The 24,243-nt window shown below is 41.9% G+C and carries 18 protein-coding genes and 1 pseudogene; 9 read left to right on the top strand and 10 right to left on the bottom strand.

All coding sequences use genetic code 11. From position 1 onward, the window contains the following. Positions 1-94: 94 nt before the first annotated feature. The 3 genes from FAM09_RS28685 to FAM09_RS28675 form a co-directional block, all read right to left on the bottom strand. Positions 95-1,303 carry a hypothetical protein gene (locus FAM09_RS28685; protein ID WP_136580610.1) on the bottom strand — a complete coding sequence of 403 codons (1,209 nt, stop codon included), beginning with the start codon at positions 1,301-1,303 and terminating at the stop codon, positions 95-97. 244 nt (positions 1,304-1,547) lie between these two features. Next, positions 1,548-3,206 (bottom strand): hypothetical protein, encoded by a 1,659-nt coding sequence (locus tag FAM09_RS28680; protein WP_208025674.1) that lies wholly within the window; start codon positions 3,204-3,206, stop codon positions 1,548-1,550. Positions 3,207-3,380: 174 nt separating this feature from the next. Further along, positions 3,381-3,962 carry an RNA polymerase sigma factor gene (locus tag FAM09_RS28675; protein ID WP_166437303.1) on the bottom strand — a complete coding sequence of 194 codons (582 nt, stop codon included), beginning with the start codon at positions 3,960-3,962 and terminating at the stop codon, positions 3,381-3,383. Positions 3,963-4,095: 133 nt separating this feature from the next. On the opposite strand from FAM09_RS28675, the gene FAM09_RS28670 reads away from it, so the two are divergent. From FAM09_RS28670 to FAM09_RS28630, 9 genes and pseudogenes are all read left to right on the top strand, one after another. Next, positions 4,096-5,244: a FecR family protein gene (locus FAM09_RS28670; RefSeq protein WP_136580608.1), complete on the top strand. Its 1,149-nt coding sequence runs from the start codon at positions 4,096-4,098 to the stop codon at positions 5,242-5,244. Positions 5,245-5,282: 38 nt separating this feature from the next. Further along, positions 5,283-8,621 carry a TonB-dependent receptor gene (locus tag FAM09_RS28665; protein ID WP_166437302.1) on the top strand — a complete coding sequence of 1,113 codons (3,339 nt, stop codon included), beginning with the start codon at positions 5,283-5,285 and terminating at the stop codon, positions 8,619-8,621. A 31-nt stretch (positions 8,622-8,652) separates the two neighbouring features. Continuing rightward, on the top strand, positions 8,653-10,446 hold the full coding sequence (locus tag FAM09_RS28660) for a RagB/SusD family nutrient uptake outer membrane protein (protein WP_136580606.1): 1,794 nt from the start codon (positions 8,653-8,655) through the stop codon (positions 10,444-10,446). A 204-nt stretch (positions 10,447-10,650) separates the two neighbouring features. Continuing rightward, on the top strand, positions 10,651-11,646 hold the full coding sequence (locus FAM09_RS28655) for an SDR family NAD(P)-dependent oxidoreductase (protein WP_136580605.1): 996 nt from the start codon (positions 10,651-10,653) through the stop codon (positions 11,644-11,646). 19 nt (positions 11,647-11,665) lie between these two features. After that, positions 11,666-11,794, top strand: a pseudogene (locus tag FAM09_RS28650) (SDR family NAD(P)-dependent oxidoreductase); the annotation flags it as partial. Positions 11,795-11,863: 69 nt separating this feature from the next. After that, on the top strand, positions 11,864-12,688 hold the full coding sequence (locus FAM09_RS28645) for a helix-turn-helix domain-containing protein (RefSeq protein ID WP_136580603.1): 825 nt from the start codon (positions 11,864-11,866) through the stop codon (positions 12,686-12,688). 759 nt (positions 12,689-13,447) lie between these two features. Beyond that, complete coding sequence (locus tag FAM09_RS28640; RefSeq protein WP_136580602.1) at positions 13,448-14,491, top strand: hypothetical protein; 1,044 nt, start codon at positions 13,448-13,450, stop codon at positions 14,489-14,491. A gap of 261 nt (positions 14,492-14,752) precedes the next feature. Further along, the gene (locus FAM09_RS28635; RefSeq protein ID WP_136580601.1) at positions 14,753-15,487 is read left to right on the top strand and encodes a hypothetical protein; all 735 of its coding nucleotides are present in this window, start codon (positions 14,753-14,755) and stop codon (positions 15,485-15,487) included. 338 nt (positions 15,488-15,825) lie between these two features. Next, positions 15,826-16,458 (top strand): hypothetical protein, encoded by a 633-nt coding sequence (locus FAM09_RS28630; RefSeq protein ID WP_136580600.1) that lies wholly within the window; start codon positions 15,826-15,828, stop codon positions 16,456-16,458. A gap of 64 nt (positions 16,459-16,522) precedes the next feature. On the opposite strand, the gene FAM09_RS28625 is transcribed toward FAM09_RS28630, so the two are convergent. The 7 genes from FAM09_RS28625 to FAM09_RS28595 all read right to left on the bottom strand — a co-directional run bounded on the left by FAM09_RS28625 (position 16,523) and on the right by FAM09_RS28595 (position 24,237). Beyond that, positions 16,523-16,744: a type II toxin-antitoxin system ParD family antitoxin gene (locus tag FAM09_RS28625; protein WP_262711689.1), complete on the bottom strand. Its 222-nt coding sequence runs from the start codon at positions 16,742-16,744 to the stop codon at positions 16,523-16,525. A 26-nt stretch (positions 16,745-16,770) separates the two neighbouring features. Beyond that, positions 16,771-17,130: a hypothetical protein gene (locus FAM09_RS28620; RefSeq protein WP_136580599.1), complete on the bottom strand. Its 360-nt coding sequence runs from the start codon at positions 17,128-17,130 to the stop codon at positions 16,771-16,773. A gap of 381 nt (positions 17,131-17,511) precedes the next feature. Further along, positions 17,512-19,110: a T9SS type A sorting domain-containing protein gene (locus FAM09_RS28615; protein WP_166437301.1), complete on the bottom strand. Its 1,599-nt coding sequence runs from the start codon at positions 19,108-19,110 to the stop codon at positions 17,512-17,514. Between the two features lie 225 nt (positions 19,111-19,335). Then, complete coding sequence (locus FAM09_RS28610) at positions 19,336-19,728, bottom strand: ATP-grasp domain-containing protein (protein WP_262711688.1); 393 nt, start codon at positions 19,726-19,728, stop codon at positions 19,336-19,338. A gap of 324 nt (positions 19,729-20,052) precedes the next feature. Further along, entirely contained in the window at positions 20,053-20,454 is a 402-nt protein-coding gene (locus FAM09_RS28605; protein ID WP_136580596.1) for a globin domain-containing protein, read from the bottom strand. A 22-nt stretch (positions 20,455-20,476) separates the two neighbouring features. Further along, complete coding sequence (locus FAM09_RS28600; RefSeq protein ID WP_136580595.1) at positions 20,477-21,247, bottom strand: LytR/AlgR family response regulator transcription factor; 771 nt, start codon at positions 21,245-21,247, stop codon at positions 20,477-20,479. Between the two features lie 2 nt (positions 21,248-21,249). Continuing rightward, a complete protein-coding gene (locus FAM09_RS28595; RefSeq protein ID WP_136580594.1) occupies positions 21,250-24,237 on the bottom strand; it encodes a ligand-binding sensor domain-containing protein in 2,988 nt (995 codons plus the stop codon). Positions 24,238-24,243 lie beyond the last annotated feature (6 nt).

Here is a 24,243-nt window from a genome sequence, read left to right as displayed (position 1 = left end):
GTCCGCCGGCAGATTGCAGAACCAATTCAAAGCCTGGCTGCATTTTAATTTATATAGCCCATCAGCGTGAAATTGCCAAATTTCTACTGGCAGGTTAATAGCTGCTTGGCAGGCCGTCTTTTTTCATACCCTGCATTATGAGTACGTTTGTGATGTAAAGCATCTCCTGTCCGTTATCTTCATGGGCGCCATTGATGCCATAAGGCCAGAAATGCAGGTTATCACCCTTCAGGGCTTCAGCCGGAGTGCGGGTCATGAAACGCAGTATGCTGTTGGCAAACCCACCCTGGTACAACCCGTTTTTAATAAGGGTATTTGTCCAGAACGTATGTTGACCAACACCTACAGCATGTGCTATTTCGTGCAGCGCGGTACCGGTGCGCTGGTATCCGGTGTTGGAACCAACTCTTATAGTTCCGTTTATATTGGCATCGGCAGTAGGCACCCCCGGCACATAATTAACGTTGAGTATTTTGGTTATAGAAGTGAAATTGTTGTAGTAAGCGACCGCTTCGTCAAACGCAACCTTTATTCGGGCATAGGCGGCTTTTTCTTCGTCGGTAGGATTTGGATTTTGAGTGAGGGTATACGTTACATTTCCCTTTTGGATGGTCGACACTTTTACATTCTGACCATAAAATGTATTCCCATGTATGTTGGTAGAATACGATCTTATATAATATTCAGTTGCAGGTTCCAGGCCATTAATGCGTAAAAAAAAGGGTTGCACGCTGCCTGGAGCCGCTACTTTAGTGTCGTTAATGGATGGATCGGCATTTTTGCTGATGCAGATACCTGTTTCTTTTTGCGTTATGCCTTTTGCATCTACCACTTTTCCTGCCACAAACACGGTAGTGGCCCCCGCTGCAAACATAGTATCGGTAAAAAGCTCAGCACCGGGCACCTGGTTGGTTGTAAACTGAACATCATTGGTATAAGCAGTACCCCTGCTGTTGGTAGCATAGCCGCGCACGTAATAAGTAGTATTAGGTGTCAGCTCTTTTATAGAAACCTCAAATTCACCATCTGATCTATAAGCAGTTGAAGAAATTTTGTTTCCGGTGGGGTTAGCTTCTTTGCCCCAATAAATGCCCCTGTCGGTAATGGCGCCACCCTTGTTGGTTATTTTACCGAAAAAAATCGCAGCCGACGTAGTAATATCTTTCACTTTATCGGCGATTACGGTTGGCAGCTTTTCTTCTTCGGTAGTTGTCGTTGGTTCGGAGCCGCTGTTATTTTTGCTACAAGCCATCACTAAGACCAATAGTCCCGTAAAAGGGAATAAAAGAAGTGCATTTTTCATATGGGTTAATTTTGGTTAAAAAGATGCCGGTTACCAGAATAGCAAAACATCCCATGAACGAAACCGGCAGCCAACTGCAAAATGCCAATAGATTTACTATTGTACAGGGGAGGAATTAATAAAATTGCGGGGACAAAATGGTAAATTATCACCATAACCGATAAAAACGCAAGCCCGGTGTATTACGCCTAATTTAGCTTAAAAAGAGAAGTGACAGGACTATAATTATATGTGCTGCTGACATCTAAAAGATCAAATTGATCGAATTGGATTGAGGTTGTATGCGCAATACGGATCCGTTGCCCGGTTTTGAAAAACTGCCTTTTGCTGCCCGGATGTTGTAATGCATACCTTCAAAATTACAATCAAGGGTCGTGCCGCTGACCGATCCAAAAGGCAATTGTGCGCCAGCGGAGGTGTTCAAATCCAAAAACCAGTTCAAAGCCCGGTTGCTTTTTAATTTTATCTCCATGTTTTTTTCATTCAGATCGATTTCCACGCTGCCCTTTACGGTTTGCAAAGGCCAACTGATGTGCATGGTGGCAGGCCCAGTACCGCGCCGGCGCGGTATAAATTTCGGATCGCCGCCTTCCAAAGAAATTACTTTGCCATCTATGACTGCCTTTAACCGCAGGCCGGCAAGCTGTTCGGGTTTGCTCCAGATATAGCCGTCTACAAATGGCAGCGTAAAAAAACGGCATTCGTTTTCGGTTACAGGCTGCGTTTCGTATACCGAGGGAAGGTTTTCATTGAACAGGTGAACATCGCGTATTCGCAAGGTACCGTGTTCCCATAAAATGTTGATCCTATAAAAACGGCTGTTAAACCATATTGTTTTCAGATCGCTTCCTTCCAGGTCTTTATCAACTGAAAAACTTGTAACCGGGGTTACTTTATATTTTTTTCTGAACCAGCGGCCAGAAGCTTCCATTGTTTCCACCCTGATCTTATGTTCATCGCGCAAACGCGCTATCAGCGGCATTTGTATCTCAAACCCTTTCGACATGCCATCCCAGGTAAATGAATTTTCCTGGCCTGCCTGTGTATAATTGAAACCTAAAGACGGATCATTCGTAAAAGTGGTAAAGAACCAGTTCACCCAGTCTTTACTTCCCCCACCAAATTCGTATACTGGTTCAAGCGTGATAACACCCTGCCGCGCAGATCCCAGTCCCATATCATACTGCCTGATGGGATCGCTTCCCAGCATGCGAAAAATTGGCACGGGGATCTGGTTTTGTTCATGTTGAGCAGGCATATAGGAGTTGATCTTGCTGGGATAATAAGCCTGGTTCCAGTAACCGCCCCACAAAGTATACCCGTCGGTACCATATTGATCTTTACAATTACTGGAAGCTACGATGTTATACTTTTCATACATATACTGCAAACTATGGGCATCGATGAACCAGGAACCCACCGACCGCGGATAATAACCGAATATGTTTTTAAAGTCATTCATGTACACATCGATCAGTTTTTCGCGTTGTTCCGGCGTATAGCCTGTGGAAAAACCAACATCTGCGTGCCAATCCCATGGATACCGGCCCCGCCACTTGATGCCGGCTTTTTCAACCAGCGGCTGCGGCAGTTCCCACCAGGCGCCGATCTCAAACGAATCTCTGTTCAAACTGCTTAACAATGCCTGGTAACGTTTATCCATCAATGCATCGTATTGCAATAAAAAAGTACCGCCCAAGCGGTTTTTTCGCATGATGGCTACCTGCTTTACCACCGTTTGGTACAATACATCCTGTGTTATTTTAGGATCCCGGGGCTCAAGCAGGCGAATGAAGTTTACAATATTCACGATCTTAGGTACATCCTGCTTTTCTTCATGTGGCTGAAAAGCACTTAGCATACAACAAATACAAATCCAGGCGATCAATTGCTTACCATTCATACGATTTATTTATGATTGTTACCAATTCGGACTTTGCTCTAACGTATATCCGTTTGCAGTATAGGAGCCACTCCTTTTATGGGCAATGGTTGCCAATAATTTTTATAGGGGTAAATGAAAGCTCAAAAGTTCTTTGATGCAATGACGAAAATACGTGTTTAGCAAAAATGGGCTTCATTGTAGCAGATGAAAAACTGCCAGCATAAAAAATTCCTTGTCATATTTGAGCAGCGTTGAACGGAGTATTTTTAAAGCTTTACGCATTTGTTGTTCTACGGTATTTTCGGAGATCTGTAACCTGGCGGCAATTTCTTTATTGCTCAGATATTCCAGCCTGCTCAATTTGAATATCTTTTTACATTGTGGCGGCAGCTTTTCAATATGATCCATCAACAATTTTTCCAATTCTTTAACTTCCAGTAACGTTTCAATAGAAGGATCTTCTTTGGCCGAACGGGTTGCTAAAAAATCTTCATATTTTTTTACAACTGATGCGTGTTTATAATAATCGAGGATCTTGTTTTTCAGGATCGTACAAAGGTAAGCCCCTACCGAATGCAATCTCGCGGCATCCTTCCTTTGTTTGTATAGCGTAATAAATGTGTTATGAACCATCTCTTCCGCAATTACACGGTCATTTGTTTTGCGCATGGCCTGGGAAAGCAACAACAGGGCATATTTTTTATAGATGGCCTCAAATGCGCTGTCATTACCCTGTTGCCAAAGTATAAGCAGTTCTAAATCGCTTATTGCCACAATGCAGGTTTATTGAATGATGATATATTGCTTTGACTTATAATAATAACAAATCCTTTTTTATTTTAAAAAAATTTAGGTTTTCGATAACGGTTAGCACTTTGGTAATCGTTCAATATAGTAACGATTGCATATGAAAAAGAAAAGACTTATCTATCTTATTGATCAATACTGTAAAGGACTGGCCGGTGAAAAAGAACAACAGGAACTGGACAACTGGTATAACCAGGTTGATTACGGCACACAAGGGTTGAAGGATTGGATAAAAACAACCGGCAATAGCCAGGCCCTGATTGATCAATTATATAATAACTTCAAACACCATGTAAAAACACATCAAACCCGTGTACGAAAATTAGTTCGTTTAACGGCTATTGCGGCCAGCCTGCTATTGCTCATAACATGTAGCATTGTGCTAAACGACCTGCTAAAAAAACAATCACTACCCCAAACAGTAACCGCACCGATCGTACCAGGAAGAGAGCAAGCGGTGTTAACGCTGGCCAACGGGCAAAAAATAATCCTTGATGCGCAAAAGACCGGTATCATCTACAATCAAAATGGTGTAGCTGTATCTAAAAATGACCAGGGCCAGCTTGTTTACGCCATTTCTAACCGGCAGGAAGCCGAAGGCAAAACAGCCTTCAACAGCATTGAAACGCCCCGGGGCGGCCAATACCAGGTTAAGTTACCCGACGGCACAGCTATTTGGTTAAATGCTGCTACTAAACTCACCTACCCCATAAGGTTTTCAGCAACTGAGCGCCGTGTACAACTATCCGGTGAAGCCTATTTTGAAGTGGCGCCCAATAAGCAACATCCCTTTACCGTCATTTCCGGCAACCAGGAAATACAGGTGCTGGGAACGCACTTTAACGTAAACGCTTATGAAAATGAAGAAAGCATGCGTACAACGCTGTTAGAAGGCTCGGTGAAGTTGTCGTCACTGGTCACTGGCCAATGGTCAATATTAAAGCCCGGCGAACAGGCTGTGGTAAAAGCTAATTCACCATTCACCATTGACCATTCACCAGATATTAACCAGGCCATCTCCTGGAAGAATGGCTATTTTTTGTTTGATGATATGGACATCAAAAGCATTATGAAAGTAATAAGCCGTTGGTACAATGTTGATGTTATTTATGAAAATGTTGACCAAAATGAAACCTTTGGCGGTTCTTTCTCAAGGGATAAACCTATTTCAGAGATCCTGCAAAATCTTCAGTCGATCGGAAAAGTACATTTCAGAATCACAAACAGAACAATTATAGTAACCAATTAATGCCCGAATTGTATTCGCTCAACCAAACTAACGGCCATATGCAAATAAAACCTTATACACTTACCCAACTGCTTCCCTGTTGTATAATACTGTACGTTTTGTTTATACCCGTTGAAAGCAATTGCCAGAACGACCTGTCGTTAAACGTGAAAAAAGCACCGTTAACCACCATAGTAGAATCGCTCAGAAGACAAACCGGGGTAGATTTTCTTTATAAAAACACCGCAGTAAAGTATTTCAGGCCGGTTACGGTTCACTTAAGGAACAAAGCCCTGCCCGAAATACTGGATTCCTGTTTCAAAGACCAGTTTGTAACATACCGGATCGTCAATAAAACGGTGCTCATAGTACCCAAGGAAAACAGTGACCGGGAACTATCACCCCCACCTGCTATAAGTTTAATACACGTTACAGGCACTGTTGCTGACAGTGTTACGAACCAGGCTATGCAGGGCGTTTCCATTACGATTGAAGGCAATGCAACCACCGGGATCATGACCGACGCAAATGGCGCTTTTCAAATTGATGTGCCTGATGCCGGTACGGCACTTTTATTCTCCTATATCGGTTATAAGACCGAGCGGGTGGTCGTTGGCGCCAATACCAATCTTTCGATCAGGCTTTCCAAAACCGACAGTAAATTAAATGAAGTTATTGTAGTAAGTTATGGTACACAGAAAAAGATCACTTCCATTGGCGCCCAAAGTTCGATCAAAGCAGAAGAACTAAAGCAACCTGTTGCCAATCTTACAAACAGCATTGCCGGCCGCGTAGCGGGAATTATCGGGGTTCAGCGAAGTGGAGAACCTGGTTATGACAATGCCGAGATCTACATCAGAGGCATATCTACATTTACCAGCAGTGCCCCGCTGGTATTGGTCGATGGTGTAGACAGATCGTTCAACAACGTAGATGCTGAAGACATTGCCAGCTTTACGATACTGAAAGATGCTTCCGCCACTGCCATGTATGGCGTACGGGGCGCCAATGGCGTAATCCTGATCCAGACTAAAAAAGGAAAAAACGGGAAAGGGTCAATCAATATACAATATGACCAGGGTATTACGGAATTTACCCGGCTTCCTCAATTTGCCGACGGGGTAACGTATTTGGAGGTATCGAACGAAGCGTATAAAAACAGCAATCCCAACGACCCTACATTGCGTTATTCCCTGGAACGGATAGCCAAAACAGCCAACCAGACCGACCCCGACCTGTATCCGAATGTGAATTGGTTCGATGTGATCTTTAACAGGTTCGGCCATAACCAGCGGGCCAGGGTGAATGCATCAGGCGGTTCTGAAAAAGCACAATATTATTTATCAGTCGGTTACTATAATGAAACAGGGATGTTCAAAACAGATGAGCTGGCCGATTATAATTCATCCATGAAATTCAAAAGATACAATTTCACGGCTAATCTTACTTTGCATGTAACGAAAACGATGAAAGTTGATTTTGGCGCATCGGGCTGGATCAGTAATGGTAACTATCCCGGTAACGCAACGGGTTCCATATTCAATGCCGCCTATGTGTTACCGCCCATATCGATCCCGGTTAAATATTCGAATGGCGCCTTTTCTCAATTACGTACAGGCGATATTTATAATCCCTATACATTGTTAACGCAGTCGGGCTACGCAACAGAGTTCAGGACCCAACTGTGGAGTAATATCCGTGTCACCCAAAATTTAAACTTTTTATTGAACGGCCTTTCGCTCGCCGCCATGTTCTCTTTCGATAATTATAACCAGCATAATATACAAAGAACAAAATCGGTTGACGGTTATCTGGCTACCGGTAGAGATAATACTGGCCGCCTCCTGCTCGATAAAACCCGCATTGGTACGAATTACTTAGGGTACAACAGATCGAATGGGGGAAACAGGCAGTTCTATACAGAAGCTGTCGTCAATTATAACCGCATATTCGGAAACCATGAAGTAACGGGCATGCTGCTGTACAACCAGTCAGACAGAGTGGAAGCGTTTGCCGGGGACTTTATCAACTCCATTCCCTTCCGTTATATAGGGTTAGCCGGAAGAATGACGTATGCCTACGATAATAAATACCTCGCCGAAGCAAACTTTGGGTACAATGGTTCGGAGACATTCGCGCCAGATCATCAGTTTGGATTTTTCCCTTCGTTCGGAGCAGGCTGGGTAGCATCGGAAGAAAAATTCTTCTCGCCGCTTAAAAACGCGCTTTCATTTTTTAAACTCCGGTTCTCTTACGGGGAAGTGGGCAACAGCAACATCGGCGGACGCAGGTTTGCTTATATCTCTACGATCAACGGGCAGAACGGCTATAGTTATGGGCGCAATAATGTCAACAACGATATTGGCGGATTGAATTTCGGTGATTATGCAGTCACTGTCACCTGGGAAAAAGCCGCGAAGTACAACCTGGGTGTTGAAATTAAAACCTGGCAAAATGATGTGTCTTTGACAGTTGACCTATTCAGGGAAAAAAGAACAGGCATATTTCGTCAGCGCGGAGATGTACCTACCATTATAGGTATTACCAATTTGCCATACGCCAATTTAGGCGCTGTGAACAATAAAGGAGTAGATGCCACTCTTGAAATGAATAAACGGATGGGCAAGAATGTTACAGTTGGGTTCAAAAGCAATTTTACCTGGAACCGGTCAAAAGTAATTGACTATGCCAATGCCCTGTGGCCTTATCCCTGGCAACAGCGCATTGGGCGTAAACTGGGCCAGCGATTCGGGTATACGGCACTGGGATTGTTCCAGTCGAAAGAGGAAGTGGCAAAGAGCCCAACCCAGGTAGGTACCAATTTACCCGGCGATATCAAATATGCAGACCTGAACGAAGACGGAAAGATCGATGCGTATGACCAGGGGCCGATCGGATACGGCAGCATACCGGAAATAGTATATGGTTTTGGACCTACCATTAGTTGGAAAAACTGGTCAATAGGCGCCTGGTTCAAAGGAATAAGCGCTGTTGATATATCTCTGAGTGGCGACGGTTTCCGGCCTTTTTCGTATGGTGGGGAGCGTGGTAATTTGTTAGCCCAGATCAGCGATCGTTGGGCGCCCGATAACCCCAACCCTCATCCGTTGTATCCCCGTGTTACCTATGGCAATGATAATATGAACTTTGAACCCAGTTCGTGGTGGGTTAAGAACGGCGCCTTTCTGCGATTGCAGACCGCTGAATTAAATTATGATCTGCATAATAAAAAATGGCTGAAGCGTATTGGCGCCTCTCATCTGAACATCTATTTTATCGGCTACAATTTATGTACGTTCAGCGGCTTTAAGCTTTGGGACGTAGAGTTGGGAGATGGAAGGGGATCACAGTATCCACTTTTAAAGACTTACAACTTTGGTTTCAGGTGCACATTCTAAAAAGCTTATATCCCAATAAATAGTAACTATAATGGTACAACTATTCAAATATAAAGGCCTGGTTCTTTTAAGCTGTACATGTTTTTTTATCGCCTGTAAAAAATACCTCGACCAGGTGCCCAATGACAGGATCACTATTGAAGAAGTGTTCCGTAAAAAAGCGACATCCGAACAATTCCTGGCCAATATATACAGCTATGTGCCTGATGAATGGGAGGCCATTCATGATTTTCCCTGGGTTGGCACAAGTGATGAAGCCGATCTTACCTGGTCAGGGTCGCCCAATTACCCCGTGAATATCGGCAATCTGAATCCTTCCAATATTCCCTTCGAGCGATGGGGTTCGTATTACCAGGCCATCCGGTCTGCCTCTTACTTTATAAACCACATCGATGAAAATGAGGAGATCCTCCAGTTGAACGGACAGCCGCTGATCGATCAATATAAAGCCGAAGCCAGATTTTTAAGGGCTTATTATTATTTCTGTTTAATGCGTCAATACGGGCCGGTTGTTTTAATGGGGGAAGAAACCATTCCTCCGGACGCTGTTGCCGGTGCAATGCAAATACCACGGAGTTCGTATGATGATTGTGTTGACTATGTTGCAGGCGAATTAGACAAGGCCGCAGCAACGCTTCCGTTGTACCCGGAAAGAAATGGTCAGCAAAGCGATGCAGAATATGGAAGGGCCACAAAAGGAATGGCCCTGGCTGTAAAAGCGCGCTTATTATTGTATGCTGCCAGCCCCTTGTATAATGGAAACACCGACCTGTCGACATTTAAAACGGCCGATGGCACGCCGTTCATATCACCTGTCAACAATCCTGAAAAATGGAAGCGGGCGGCAGACGCAGCCAAAGCGGTGATCGATTTAGGGATCTATTCCTTGTACAAGGACCCATCGGGAAATGTAATTAAGTCGCTGGATGGCATTTATTTTCAATCGTGGAACGATGAGCAGATCTTTGCCCGAAAATCGAATAATGTAACGCAATGGGATGTACATTGTACCCCCAGGCAGGCAGGCGGCTGGTGCGGGATCGGCCCTACGCAGGAGATGGTTGATGCCTATTTTATGAAAGATGGAAAATTGCCTGCCGCGTCTGCTCTGTATTCCGAAACCGGCTACACTAACGTCAACGGACAAATTATTTATAACATGTATATGAACAGGGAACCCCGGTTTTATCATGGGGTAACCTATAATAACAGTATGTGGCAGGGCGGAAATATGAGGTCCACGGCGCCAATTACCTTTTACCTTTCAGGCCCCAATGGCAAGAATGGACATCCAACAGATTATAGTAAAACCGGCTATTTAATAAGAAAAAATGTTGGGCCCGGAACAAACATAGGCTCCGGCGGAAACGGACAAAGACAGGACAGGCCCATTATCCTGTTCCGTTTGGGTGAGATGTACCTGAACTATGCGGAAGCGCTCAATGAGTATCAACCTGGCCACCCCGATATTGTACGCTATCTCAATATGGTTCGTGAGCGGGCGGGCATACCGCAATATGGCATTGGACAGGATGCACTTCCCCTGCCGGCTGATAGAAATGATATGCGTAGCATGATTTGGGCGGAAAGACGAATAGAGTTGGCATATGAAGGACACCGCTGGTTCGACATCAGACGCTGGAAAATAGCGCCACAGGTGATGGGCACCTTACATGGCATGAACGTCAATAAAGATGGGGATGCTTTTTACGAGAGAGTGGAAACCGCTACACCCCATTTGTTCAAGCCTTCTTATTATTGGTGGCCGATCAGTCAGTATGAGCTCGACAGGGATAAAGCGATTATCCAAAATCCGGGGTGGTGATCAATTAAAAAAACCGCTACAGGAGCTACCAGAGCGGGTTTTCAATTTCGTGGAGGAATCGGCAAACGGCGCGTTGCTTCTTTGTTTGAGTCATTACAGCCTAAAGAATCCGACCTTTTAAACAAAGCAAATTCGGACGTTTAAACAAAGTGCCTACGAAACTTCCTCCCGACTTTTGTTCCATCGAAAACAAATAATAAAAAGATGGAACAAAACAATTATGAAGGAGCGTTGCAGCATTCGATAGAGTCTGGATTTAACGCCACATCCACTACAAGTGATGTAATCAAAGGAATTGACCTTACAGGGAAAATCGCCATCGTAACAGGCGGTAACACAGGTATTGGTTTGGAGACTGTCAAAACCCTGGCAGCAGCAGGAGCAACGGTAATTGTGCCTGCAAGAGATATCGAAAAAGCAAAGCGAAATTTGTCCGCTGTCAGGAACGTAGAATTGGAAACAATGGATTTAATGAGTCCAGATTCCATTAACGCATTTGCGGAAAAGTTTTTGGCTTCGAACAGACCGCTTCATTTACTCGTCAATAATGCAGGCATTATGTGGGTGCCGCTGCGGAAGGACAGCCGTGGCATTGAATCACAATTGGCCACCAATTATTTAGCACAATTTCAATTGACTGCCAGGCTCTGGCCTGCGCTCAAAAAAGCCGAGGGTGCAAGAGTAATTAATGTATCTTCTCAGGGGCACCAATTTGCAGCTTTCAATTTTGACGATCCTAATTTTCTCCACAGGGAATACGAAACCCTGCAGGCTTACGGGCAATCAAAAACTGCCAGCAATTTATTTACCCTTGAGTTAGACACTCTTGCCAGGAGTTTCGATGTTAGGGCTTACTCATTGCACCCCGGTTCTATTGCCGGAACTGAACTGGGCAGAGAAGCATCATTGGAACTATTTCAAAAAATGGGTTTCTGTGACGCTGATGGCAAACTATTACCGGAAGTAGCCGCATCATTAAAAACTATACCCCAAGGTGCGGCCACAACGGTCTGGTGCGCCACGAGCCCTTTATTAAACAATATTGGAGGTGTTTATTGCGAAGATGCAGACGTTGCCGAATTGGCTTCTGACACTTCCAATTCAAATGGCGTAAAACGTTACGCTTTAGATGAAGCAAACGCCAAACGCTTATGGAAACTAAGCGAAGAAATGACGGGTATAATATTCAACATTATCTGATTCAACTTAAGATACTAAGATGAAAAATCTAAAAGACAAAGTTGCCGTGATTACAGGTGGCAACAGCGGCATCGGATATGCCGCAGCAAAAGCTTTTAATGAAAACGGGGCTAAAGTGATCATTACAGGCAGAAGAAAAGAAGCCGTTTAGCATCAGAATATTTCTATTTTTGTTTTAATCTTAACCGTGTGTAGAAGGGAATTTAAAGTATAAGCAATGGATTATCAGGCAAAATATATAACCGAGGACATTAAACTTTCGTCTTACGACGATAAGTTTTTCAAATCGGATATTATGTTCGACCAACATATGCTCATTTGGTTCATTTCGGGTGAGACCAAAATTGTGCAGGCTGATGCTACTTATTTTTTTAAGAAAGGTGATATTTTTTTAATTCCAAGAAATCAACTGGCAACTATCATTAACTATCCCACAAACGGAGAGCCGCATAAAACAGTAGTGATGCATTTGTCTACAAACAGGCTAAGAGATTTTTACGCCAACTTGAATGTGACAGCAAAGGCACCGGATTCCTTTAAAATATATAGCTTCAATAATCACCCCTTGCTTGAAAGTTGTATGGCTTCGTTAATTCCTTACTTTGAAATGAAAGAACTGCCTGAAAATATTGCTACGTTAAAAATCACAGAAGCGATCAGTATTCTCAGGACAATTGATAAAGCAATTGACAACATATTGGCAAACTTTGAAGAACCAGGGAAAATTGATTTGGCAGACTATATGGAAAAGAACTTCATGTTCAATCTGCCCTTAGAAAAATTTGGTTATCTCACGGGTCGCAGCCTGACAACTTTCAAACGTGATTTTAGAAAGGTGTTCAATACCACACCCCAGCGCTGGCTTACACAAAAGCGTTTGGATTTAGCACATTACCAATTTGTCGAAAAGAAAAAGAAACCAATTGACGTTTGCTACGAGGTTGGCTTTGAGAACTTGTCGCACTTTTCATACGCTTTCAAAAAACGCTTTGGGTATACACCCAGCGACTTGACTGGCAAAAATCCACCAGCTAATAGCTGAAATCCGCTGGTAACTGGTTAAGGGCCTGATTGAAGCTGGAGGAAAAGATTTTTACACCACATCAACTGATAGAGTTCAAGCCGCATGTCAACATTTTTTAAACAACCATCCCGCTTCCTGGTTAAAGACAAACTTGCTAAGCTGGACGGCTCTTACTCCAAAATGATAAATACTATATTTGATTGTTTCCTTTCGTCATTATAAAACTCCATAAAGAACGTCGTAATAACACCTGAAGAACTTGAAGGGTTTGCTGAAAAATATGATGAAAAAATATTGGATGACATAAATGAACGAGTTGAGGCACTGGTAAAAGATGCCTGAAAAGGTGAGAATGGCATAGGACTTTAAAATTACTTCAGCACCTAAAGCATCTGAGAAGCTTTCATAATAACTTCATTGATCGAAATTTAATTTTGAATGGCTATTTAAAAATGGTAACTTACACCAATATCCGATGATCAACCAAAAGAAACCTTATCATGAAGAAAACATTATCAAACAACTTCTGTCTTCCTGCACTATTATTATCTTTTTCTGCATTCTTATCTTGTTTTTCCGAAAACATAATGAAAGCCGATCATTATTAACCTGATGCCTTGATATCGATGCATTGCGACTTTCTTTAAAACTATAGTACCAATTTAAATTACTGAATGGATAAATTATTCAGGCTGGCATTTATGCTTGCTAACAATATATCTATCTATTCAAGTGTGCTCCTACCATTATATTTTTAACAATTTAACTTTATTCACCATGAAAAGAACAGCAAGTGTATTTAAGTTACTTTTAGCCGCAATAATTTTTTTACAAACTTTCGCATGTAAGAAGGGCTTAGTAGAAACTCAGGCCGACTCACTATTTAATGAAAGTAAAAATCGTTCATTAGCGACATTAACAACCCGTGATATTTATGTTGCCGGAAGCGAAGGCGGCCAGGCTAAATACTGGAAAAATGGTGTTGGTGTTACTTTACCCGGAGGATCAGATTGTTACGGGATCACTGTCGTAGGAACAGATGTATATGCCTGTGGAACGGGAGGAGATCCTGTTACTGGTAAAACGAGTGCCGTATATTGGAAAAATGGAGTGCCTACTTATCTTCCTTATGACAATAGTTTCACCGCCTTCGCCTCCGGAATTGCAGTATGGGCAGGGGACGTATATGTGACAGGTAGAATTGACATGTTTAGTAATATAGGTGTATATTGGAAAAATGGAGTGGCAATAAACCTGGGTAATGGGGAAGCAAATAGCATATCGATTGACAATGGTGATATATACATAGCCAATTCGGATGCATCAAACCCTTCGTACTGGAAGAATGGAGTTCTGGTTCCTTTACCAGCGCTATCAAATACATCTGTAGTTCGTGTTGTTGCATCCGGAGGAAATGTATATGCAACCGGCTCATCGGGCCTTAGGACAAAAAAGGGAGTACTTTGGCGAAATGGGGTGCGGTCTGAATTACTTTCACCAACAATGTCATATGGGTATGCTGTTGCGGTTGATGGATTTGGCAATCCGGTTGTTGTAGGTACTCAGGGCACAAGTAACCAGAATATTTGTTATTGGGCCAATGATTTTGGATCGCCTAACATTTTAGGTTTTGGACAACAAATAACTGGCAGAATGGGAGTAACCGTAGATACACAAACTGGTGAAATATTTGCTTGCGGTAGCGAATATCCCGGGCAAGCAATGTATTGGATTATTAGCCCCACCGGTAGTATTACACCCGTTCCACTGAATCCCACCACAAATAATGCATTTGCTTATGCCATTGCATTAGGACAGTAATGTTTTACTCTATAATTAAATAGTATAAGGCCCACTCTGGTGGGCTTTTTTGATCTTTTTGTTAACAACAGCACTATCAGGAGAGGCATTCTTTATTTCTTCTCTAATAGCAAAAAGTACAGCCACAAATGAGATGTACGACTATATTTTCATATAACTAAATTTTGTATCTTATTCTATTAGTTGGAACACTTAGATAAAAAGGTATCTTGACCGTAAGAATAACAGCTACGTTACAACCAACTCATAATACGCTTGAACATGACAACCAATAACGAGAACTGGTCAACTGAGTGGGCTACATTTTTTGATGAATATGCAGGAGATTTTCATCCTACTTTCAAACAAAAATTAGCTCGGCAGCTTTTTGAAAAAGGCAGTAAAGAGACAGGTATTCGTGGATTCGAAAAGTATGATTTTATGTTGTTGGTTGGCCAGGAAGACTTGAGGCTGCAACAAATAGATGAGAATATGTTTGCGATGATTTCATTTATTTCTCCGGCTTCTTCTTCTCATTCGGCATGGATTTACTGGAATGCAGCAGGTGCAGATATAGTTAATATTCACACCCAGGATGTTTCGACCATCGACATAGCATTTCATTGGGGTGGCAATTTTCCAATTGAAGAAGTAATGCACTTTGTGAAGCCATACAAAAAAGAAAAGAAAAACAAAACCAACCTACACTTTGATGTTGACTATTACTACAATACCTTTCCCGATATTTTCCTGCAAATCGTTTTCTTAAACCCTCCTTCGCAACAATTAATTGAAACCATGAATAGCGGTATTGCAGACTTTGCGAACACATGGAACCGCACCCATTCCGATAAGGTGATTAACTACATACACTCACTGATAGCACGAGGCGATAATATGTATGAGTTAGTGGCCGATATGGGCCTTGACAACAGCCCCCAAATAATAGGCTCATTGTTGACTGTACTATCTAACCATGTTCCACCTGACGTAATAAGTAAGGTGTCGGTTAAATAAAGCCCTGCAACGCTAGGCTTTATAAAATCGTTGAGTCAGCCGGCAAATTTTCGAACCAATTAAAAATTTTATTTAATCGTATGGCAACTGTAAAGCAATCGATAGATAAAATTTGGCACATTCTATTATTGTCTTTTTAGAATTACTTTCACCAGATGTTTAATTTAAGTTAAACGTAACTCACACTTGAAATGGGAGATATAAAGCTTCTATCGAACCAGTCATTGAATATATTTCAATAATATTTTTAGTTTCAGTTGCTCATATATTCATTAAGCTATCTATTATTTTATTTTTGATCCATGCATAAATCTCTTTTAGTTGTATACACTCTTGTTATGGTACTTATTATAGCGTGTAATTCAGATGAAAGCAACCAACCAACATCTGTTCGCAGCGCTGTTATTACCAATATTGATTCAACTCAGGCCATTTTTTCTCCCCAATTGGCAACTAATGAAAAAACTGCACAAGAGAAAAAAGAAATTTTCCAGGTTACCGGTAACTTTGATGGAGATAATATTCCAGATACAGGAAACCTGGTGCTAGTTAGAATTATCAGACATGAATTGGAGCAGGAGGAAGTACAGCTAAAGGGGGAAGAGGATGATCATGAAGACACAGCTACCTATAATTATAGTCTTCGTTTCGGGGGAAACAGGTTGGGGGAAATAAAAGATATCACGGGTGTAGAAGTGGCTGTTACCAATGAAGGTGACCTCAATCATGATGGAAAGGATGAAATTTCAGTTTTTTCAATTCACAAAATAACTTGCTTTACCGATCTTACCTGTTACACATTCCGAAACGGAGGATGGGTAGTGCTTGATGAGATGCAGTTTCATTCCTGCAGTTCTTTGGATGAAAATGAATTACAGTCACATATCATCATGAAAGATAGCGTCCCTTGGTATTATGAAAACTCTGAAGCCAAAGGAAACAGGTTGCAATTAAAGCAAACTGAGCATTGAAAAGTGTTGTTCGAAATGGGTTATTACAGTGTCGTTGAAAGATCTTCCGGCAAACGCAGCGATTTCATTTGATCTTATTATGAAGTTTTTTTAAATGAGTCTTTGGATCGAAGTTCTTTTCGAATCCACTTGTTTCTCCCGTGGCAAGGGCTTTATTAAGCTGTTTCTTTTTAGATTCTTCTGATTCCAGAAGCCTTAAAGCTGTTCTGACTACTTCACTGGCGGAGCTATAACGACCGGAAGATACTTCGTTATTAATGAACTCTTCAAAATGTTCACCCGGCAGGATGGAAGTATTATAAAAGTCCGACTCTATCTGGATAAAAAATTTCCCGGGAGCCGTAAGCCTTCTTCACTCGTCACGACTTTTAGCATGACCTTTTGAAGGCCCTTGGGTATTAGGTCGATTTCAGGCTGAGTAAGCGGCTGAAGCAGTTCAATAAATTCATCCTCGTCGTCATAGTATCCAAACTGCAATATCCATTTGTTATCGGATAGTAACCGGAGCGCCATCTCCTTGTCTTCTTCATAGATATGCACTTTTATTACTGCCCACTGTTCGTCGCCCTCATCTTCAAAGTAAACGTCAACGGTATCTTTGCTTAATACTTCTGTCACGATCTTCTCTACTAGAGAGCCAGGATGCTTTTTTACCAGTTCTTCGTATGTCATGTTTGCCATAGATGCCGCAAAGATAATGAGTACAGTGATTCGTTCATTTATAACCTTGATATCGTCTTCATGCGTAAACAATAATGCAACATAAGTCAATGATATTGATAAAGTAAATAGAAAAGCGGGTGAAGAATGTGCAAAAAAGAAAAGACCTCGTTTCGGTGAGATGAATATACCGATAGAAATGGGAACGCAGTGCGTACCAAATGTGAAATTACTTATTAAGACTTACAAAAAAAGGAGCAATCTTTCGATTACTCCCATCATGGAGTCCGCCGGCAAATTGTCGAACCAATTAAAAGGATTCTTTTATCGTATTTATACTGTAAAACTATTTATAAATCAACTTCAGATCATACAATAGCCTTTTTGCGGCTGCTATTCCTTGATTATTTTTTGTGTGACGCCATTGTTAAGCCGTAGAATATATATACCTGCCGGGAACCGGCTTATATCTACGGTTTCGAAAGTATTATTGATTGTAATTGTTTTCAGCATTCTGCCGGTAATATCAGTAAAACAGGCCTTACTACCCGCTTCGGCATTGCTCTTAATAGTTATACGGGTATTACCTTTTATCACACTGGGATACACAACCAGTAATGCTTCTTTCTTATCCTCATCGCTGGTGATCCGTATAATTTTAGAGTATTTGTATTTGTTATCCAGATCGGTCATTTTAAGCCGGTAATATACCGGATTGCCTGAGCCCAAAATATCATTGTATTCATAAGTATTATTACCGTATCCTTTTGCAGTTAAGGTAGCTATCCCTGTAAAGTAACTACCATCAGTGCTTCTTTCTATTATGAACGCCCCGGTATTCGTTTCCTGCGCAGTTTGCCATTGCAACTTTACCCTATCGTTGACACGACTGCCGTTGAAGTTCAGTAATTCCAATGGTAATATTCCGGAGGTAGTTTTTACAAAAAAACCGCTAAATCCTGACACATCAAAGGTTACTTCCCATCTGCCAGCAGAACTGTTCCATACAATATCTCCATCGGAAGGGTCTATGGTTTGAGGTGTACCGGAATAAGTATTGGGGTTACCGGTATTATCGCTGCTGCTGCCTGGGCGCCTTTCGATAAGCAGGTTGGCTTTACGGCTGTTAATGGTGCCTGCATCAGTACTTACCGGTAACAGTAATGGCGGCGCAGGACTTTGTGTATTAAATGCACTAAATTCTGCATCCGTAAAATAAAGGGTTACTCTGCCTGAGCCATCAACGGCAGGAGATATCTGATAATGCCGTTTAACATATTGTACCGGCTGTGCAGCATCGACCCACACCCTTGCCAATGTGCTGCCGTTGGCTGGAGAAGCGCCGGTACCGGTTACTTTGGCTATTAGGGCATCGCAGGCGGCGCTGTATAATGTACTACCGCTGCCATTTTGCGTAAAAGCAGGACTTGTTGCGGCACCTGTTGCCAGTGTACTGCTTTCGGTAACGCTGCCTGTGTAATAATGTACAGTGCAATTGATAAGCCGGTATGAATAAGTAGAACCAAAAGGATAGGATTTCCCTACACCGCCGGTAACTGTCATATCACTGTTACTGGCAAGGGTTACCCCTGTTGTCGCAGAACTGTTATAATTTAGTCCGCCCGAAGCTGTATTGGTGATATAAAATCCATACGTGGTGCCAGCGGGAATAGTAATGCTCAACGAGATGGGAATAGGTGTGGCTACATTGTTACCTAAAGAAGTAAGATTATTAACGCCACCCGCCATTGTCCAATTGCCCGATGTAGTTTCTGATCCTACATATGAACCAGCCTTATAGTAAATTTCATATCGGGCAGTTGTTCCACCATATATATTCGCATCAAAACTGGTAATAGTAATGGAGCTGGCGCCTGCCGTAATATTGAACATAGCGCCCCGACTACCATTATTACTGGTATAAGAGGTAGCGGCGCTGCCCGTAGTACACTGGGCCGACAACGTGTTCACATAACTACAAAGAAGAAACATAAAGAAAATCCTGATTGAAGAAATTCGGGGAAGAGTTAGGTGAGGATACATTGGATTTAAAGATGGGGTTAAAGATTCTGAGAAGAATTCCATTAACATCAACGAAAATAAACGCCTGCCATATCTGTCTGGCGCTTGTACTTTAATATGTTAGGTAGAATAGTGTAACGGAAGTAGTACTTAATACTTAATTATTGGTGATGTTCTATACGGCCCTGCAATGATTCAGCCCTGCACCCAACAGGCATTAAATTCAAGAACGAACCAACCGGTTTGCCCACTAAATGTAATATCTACAACAACTGCCTGGGGCAGGCCGCCTTTATTTTCAGCAATAAAGTCGGCTGCAAATTTCTCACCCGCTTGCAGGTCGGCCGAACCTTCATAAAAGGCCAGGTCCATTACGACGCCGTTCATGATATAAAACCTGGCTTCGGCTTGTATATCAGGAATAATAGTTGAGATCAGGATCTCTTCCGCATCCGACAGTTCTTCGGTTACTTTTTTGAAATCTTCTTTATTTTGAAAAATCCCTGCAATAAATATGTTAGGAACAACAGGCTTAATGAATGTTGAAAAATCCCTGGCCGACAATTGCCCGGTCTGTCTTAGCTGAATACTCCTTATTGTCCATTTCCCTTCCAGTCTTGCAACTAAGGTGTCATATAAGCTAATATATGCAAATGTGAAACGTCACAAATTTAATACTATAGAAATCAAAAGGTTCGACTTATCCGGTGTAGATAAAAAACAAAGCCCTCCGCCAGCTGGCGGAAGGCTTTACAAAAAAGTGGAGTTCGCCGGCAGATTGTTGAACCAATTAAAGGAATTATTTAAGCGTATTTATTCTGCAAAACAATTGATAGATAAAATATCGACTATTTCACAAATCGTTATATGAGATCTATTTACTTTCCATGATATCCTTTTTCAAAAAAGAAATTATAATTTCAACATTGCGTCGGAAAGCTTTCTATAACATTCTTCCCAGGCCTCTTTTAATTCAGGGCTCCAGTCGCTTCCGAGGCCATGTTCCAGCGTCCATAACAAGGCAGTTCCTACCATTTTATAATGGGCAGGTGTAGCTCCGTATTTAACATGGCGAACAGCCATTTCATGAATTTCTGTTGAAATAACGTCGAGGCTATCGAGCCTGGCAACTATCATGCTCAGCATATCCATCAGCTTTTTGTACTGGGTATTCATATCGGCGCCAAACATTTTCCGCAGGGGCGGGTGAATGGCGAATAGTTTGCTGTAAAACACGTCGCCAACGATCTCTGGCTTAATTTGCTGAAAAAGCCGCCAGCTTTTTTTTATTAATTGTATTTGTGTTTGGGTCATGGTATTGTTAGTGTAGTTGTAATTATCTATCCATCCATTTCCTCAATAAAGGTGCTTTTTCACGGCTAACATCGATTTCGAGTTTCAAAGGCGGCTTTACCTGTATCATCAATTTTTGGTTGCCGAATGGTTTAACAGATTGAATGGCGTTGATGTGAATGATCGCCTGCCGGTTGGCCCGAAAAAATAGCTGCGGATCGAGTACTTCCTCGATCTCATCGAGTGCTGAATAGTCGTAGATATGTTTTTCTCCGCTGAATGTGTATATGTAATTAAGGTTATCTTTTAAAAACACGGCGATGTTGCTGGTTTCAACAGGCGTCCACTTGTTATTGGTATTGATAATAAAGCGTTCTTTATATTGCTGTTTACGTGCGCCCGGATTGCTGAAAAAATTCATCAGATACTGCATGTCCACCGATTCAGCAAAGTTACCTGACCGCAAGTTACGCGCTTTGCCGATGGCCTTTTGCAGATCGTCCTCCTGAACCGGTTTTAACAGGTAATCTACACCGTTTACTTTAAATGCCCTGATAGCGTATTCCTCATATGCAGTACAAAATATGATGGGGCACTGAAACTGAAACTGATCAAATAATTCAAAACTAAGGCCATCACTTAGCTTTATGTCCATAAACAGTATATCGGGCTCGTTGTTATTCATGAACCATTTACGGGCGGCTTTCAGGCTGGGAATGATATCCAGCACTTCTATATCAGGCGCAACACCGGCAATCGTTTCCCGCATTTCGGCTGCAATCAATTGTTCATCTTCGATTATTAATGCTTTCATGTTTACAACAATGGAATTTTTACAATGAAATAGTTTTCATCACTTGTTATTTCTATCGGTTTGCTTGTATAATATTTATACAACGTTTTTAAACCGGCAAGCCCCTTTTTGTTGCTGGTTTCCACAATATGATACTTTTGCAGGTTATTTCTTACAGCGATATAACCGGCATCGGTATAAATGTCTATTACCAGCGGACTGTCTTTATCGGTTGTATTATGCTTAATCGCATTTTCAACAAGGTTCTGTAAACTCACCGGTGCAATATACCTTCCAGGGCTATCCTCATCAATTGTAATATTTGCACGAAGTCCTTCCCCGAATCGTGTTTTTTGCAATTCAATAAATACCCTAACAAACTCCAGTTCAGATTGTAATGTCACCAGTTCCTGCTCCCCGCTTTTCAATACGTAACGATATACCTTACTCAGTCCATCGAGGAAACCTGTAGCCTGTTTTGTATCGGATTTTATTAAACTGCGCAGGGAGGTTAATGAGTTGAATAAAAAATGGGGGTTTAGTTGTTGTTTTAAACTTTCGTACTGCACCAGGGTCTTTTCTTTTTCCAGCGTTTCGGCCTTTGTTTCCAAAAGCAGAATATGCCGCTGTTTGTTCATTCTGTTACGATAAAGCACATACAGTGCAACAGCAACGGAAACGGTTATCAGCGCCCAAAACCAAAGCATTTCGTAGAAGTATTTTTTAATGGAAATTATTAATTGCTTTTCATTGACATGCTCAAATTCGTTGCGCATCGCCGCTTTGTAATGAAAGGTATAGTTACCGCCGGGTATGTTCGTATAAACTACCCTCGCATTTTTTGTAAAATGCCATTCTTTTTCAAAGCCTGATAGTTTATAGGCAAACCACGTGTGCGACGGGCTGTTGTAATTTAGCGCTTCGAGGTATAAGGTGAACGAGTTTTCACCGGCATTCAGTTGCAGGTGATTGTCACTGCCCTTGTCGACCCATTTCTTTCCAGACCTTATTTCAACAGATGCTATATAAAAAGGGATCTTACTCTCTACCTTTTTGAATTCAGAAGCCCTGAATTGAATGAAACCTTTTGTAGTGGGCATTATTATAATATCATCTTTCTGATACCCTGCGTGTTCTGTAAATTCAGCACCCGCAAGCCCTGAACTTTCGTCGAAATAATAAAGGTTATTTCTTTTTTCATCCATCATATACAAGCCGGCGGCAGAGCCGATCCATAAACGGTTGGCAGTATCAACAGCCAGCGAAGAAGTAATATTGGTTTTTAATCCTTTGCTTTCATCTATCCAATGGTATTGGTCTTTCTCAAGATCGATACCCGTTACGCCGTTGAAAGTGCTTACCCAAACAATACCTTTCTTATCTTCTTTAATATCGATGACCATATTGCCAATGATCGTATTGCGGCTACTGTCGTTATTATCCCAGAATTTGCATACGCCGTTTTTTTCATCTGCCATTGCCAGTCCATTGCCATAACCAACCCATATGCGATCTTTGCTGTCTTCATAAACGATCCGTACCGGATAGCCTATGAATTTTTTGAGCAGCGGGTGGTGCCGTACACTGTAAAATTGATTGGCGCTTTCGCTGTAATAATATAAGCCGTCGTACCGGTTGGTGCCAAACCATATGCGTCCTTTACGATCCTTGTTGGCTGTAAAATAGAACACCTTTGGAATGGAATCTTTCTCATCATAAAACGTCATCTTTTTGTTTTTCGGATCATAGCAGTTCACACCGCCGGCGCTGGCAATCCATATTCTGCCATCACTGCCAATTTCAAGTCCGCGAACCGAATTATTATAAATGACATTGTTCTTATTGGGTTCATTTCTCCATACGCTGTAAGTATTCTTAATGGGATCATAGCATGAGATACCGATCCCGGTGGAGAACCAGAAATTCCCATGTTGGTCCTGCCTTACAATACGGCTTGCCTGAATTCTTTCGTTTTTGGGAAAGGGAAGTAATGTCGAAAATAGGTTTTTATCCGGGTAAAAAAAACTGCACCCTCCTATTTTTCCGATCCATAACCGTTCACCGGCATCTGAAAATATGCAATTCAGAATGTAGTCGGCACTATACGAATCCTTGATCTTATAGTTAAGATAATGATTCACCTGCCGGGTTGCCGGTGAATACTGAAGCAAACCCGAAACATTGGTTGTTATCCAGGTATTATTTTTTGAATCGCAAATAAGATCGTTATAAGAAGTTGTTTTGTTCAATGTTTTTATAGCAGGGTGATCAGATATGATCTCGGCCTGCCCGTCATCGGTATGAAACCTGACTAATTTAAAATGCGAAAAATTACTTAGCCATACATAACCCGATTTGTCGGCCATAATGCGGTTCACGGCTAGTTGATTCAATACAGAAACGGGTTTAAACACAGCCTGTTTGGTTTCAATGTTATATATTGTATACCCGCCTCTGCTTCCTATATATAGCATATCACCGTTTAGAAATAATGAATAATTGGGGTATTGTTTGATCACAGTATTTTTGGCTTTGAGATCGGTCAGTTGTTGTTGCATTGTATTGTACCCGTACAAACTACCATTGCATATCAGGAATAACTGATCGTATGAGGCAACTACTTTCGCTATATACCAATTCTGCAACAGGGGATGCCTTTTAAATTTATTGGTCGAAAAATCAAATTCATATAGTCCGTTGTCGCAGCCAAACCACAGGCGACCATCGGGCCCGCTGGTAATTGAATAAGGAATACTGGCCGGCGCCGATGTACTGTCGCCATGTTTATGGGTAAATCGTTCAATAGTAGTGCCGTTGAAGCGATTGAGACCACCCTGTGTGGCAATCCAGATATATCCGTATTTATCCTGGGTAATGGAAGTTACATTACCGTCGTTCAAACCGGTTCTTACAGCTATATCATGAAAGAAGATATTGCCTGTTTGAGAATAAGCACCCAAACTTAAGAACACCCATATCCATCCCCAAAGCAGGCGGCAATAGTTCTTCATTATTTT

The organism is Niastella caeni (assembly GCF_004834005.1).
Taxonomy (GTDB): domain Bacteria; phylum Bacteroidota; class Bacteroidia; order Chitinophagales; family Chitinophagaceae; genus Niastella; species Niastella caeni.
The sequence above is the reverse complement of the archived record's forward strand: the minus strand, read 5'-3'. Positions and strand labels throughout refer to the sequence as shown.

Excerpts from the sequence above, each read along its gene's own strand:
- FAM09_RS28645 (WP_136580603.1), top strand. The coding sequence starts at position 11,864 with ATGGATTATCAGGCAAAATATATAACCGAGGACATTAAACTTTCGTCT.
- FAM09_RS28635 (WP_136580601.1), top strand. The coding sequence starts at position 14,753 with ATGACAACCAATAACGAGAACTGGTCAACTGAGTGGGCTACATTTTTT.
- FAM09_RS28680 (WP_208025674.1), bottom strand. The coding sequence starts at position 3,206 with ATGAATGGTAAGCAATTGATCGCCTGGATTTGTATTTGTTGTATGCTA.
- FAM09_RS28640 (WP_136580602.1), top strand. The coding sequence starts at position 13,448 with ATGAAAAGAACAGCAAGTGTATTTAAGTTACTTTTAGCCGCAATAATT.
- FAM09_RS28660 (WP_136580606.1), top strand. The coding sequence starts at position 8,653 with ATGGTACAACTATTCAAATATAAAGGCCTGGTTCTTTTAAGCTGTACA.
- FAM09_RS28595 (WP_136580594.1), bottom strand. The coding sequence starts at position 24,237 with ATGAAGAACTATTGCCGCCTGCTTTGGGGATGGATATGGGTGTTCTTA.
- FAM09_RS28615 (WP_166437301.1), bottom strand. The coding sequence starts at position 19,110 with ATGTTTCTTCTTTGTAGTTATGTGAACACGTTGTCGGCCCAGTGTACT.
- FAM09_RS28670 (WP_136580608.1), top strand. The coding sequence starts at position 4,096 with ATGAAAAAGAAAAGACTTATCTATCTTATTGATCAATACTGTAAAGGA.
- FAM09_RS28685 (WP_136580610.1), bottom strand. The coding sequence starts at position 1,303 with ATGAAAAATGCACTTCTTTTATTCCCTTTTACGGGACTATTGGTCTTA.
- FAM09_RS28605 (WP_136580596.1), bottom strand. The coding sequence starts at position 20,454 with ATGACCCAAACACAAATACAATTAATAAAAAAAAGCTGGCGGCTTTTT.
- FAM09_RS28665 (WP_166437302.1), top strand. The coding sequence starts at position 5,283 with ATGCAAATAAAACCTTATACACTTACCCAACTGCTTCCCTGTTGTATA.
- FAM09_RS28630 (WP_136580600.1), top strand. The coding sequence starts at position 15,826 with ATGGTACTTATTATAGCGTGTAATTCAGATGAAAGCAACCAACCAACA.
- FAM09_RS28655 (WP_136580605.1), top strand. The coding sequence starts at position 10,651 with ATGGAACAAAACAATTATGAAGGAGCGTTGCAGCATTCGATAGAGTCT.
- FAM09_RS28620 (WP_136580599.1), bottom strand. The coding sequence starts at position 17,130 with ATGACATACGAAGAACTGGTAAAAAAGCATCCTGGCTCTCTAGTAGAG.
- FAM09_RS28600 (WP_136580595.1), bottom strand. The coding sequence starts at position 21,247 with ATGAAAGCATTAATAATCGAAGATGAACAATTGATTGCAGCCGAAATG.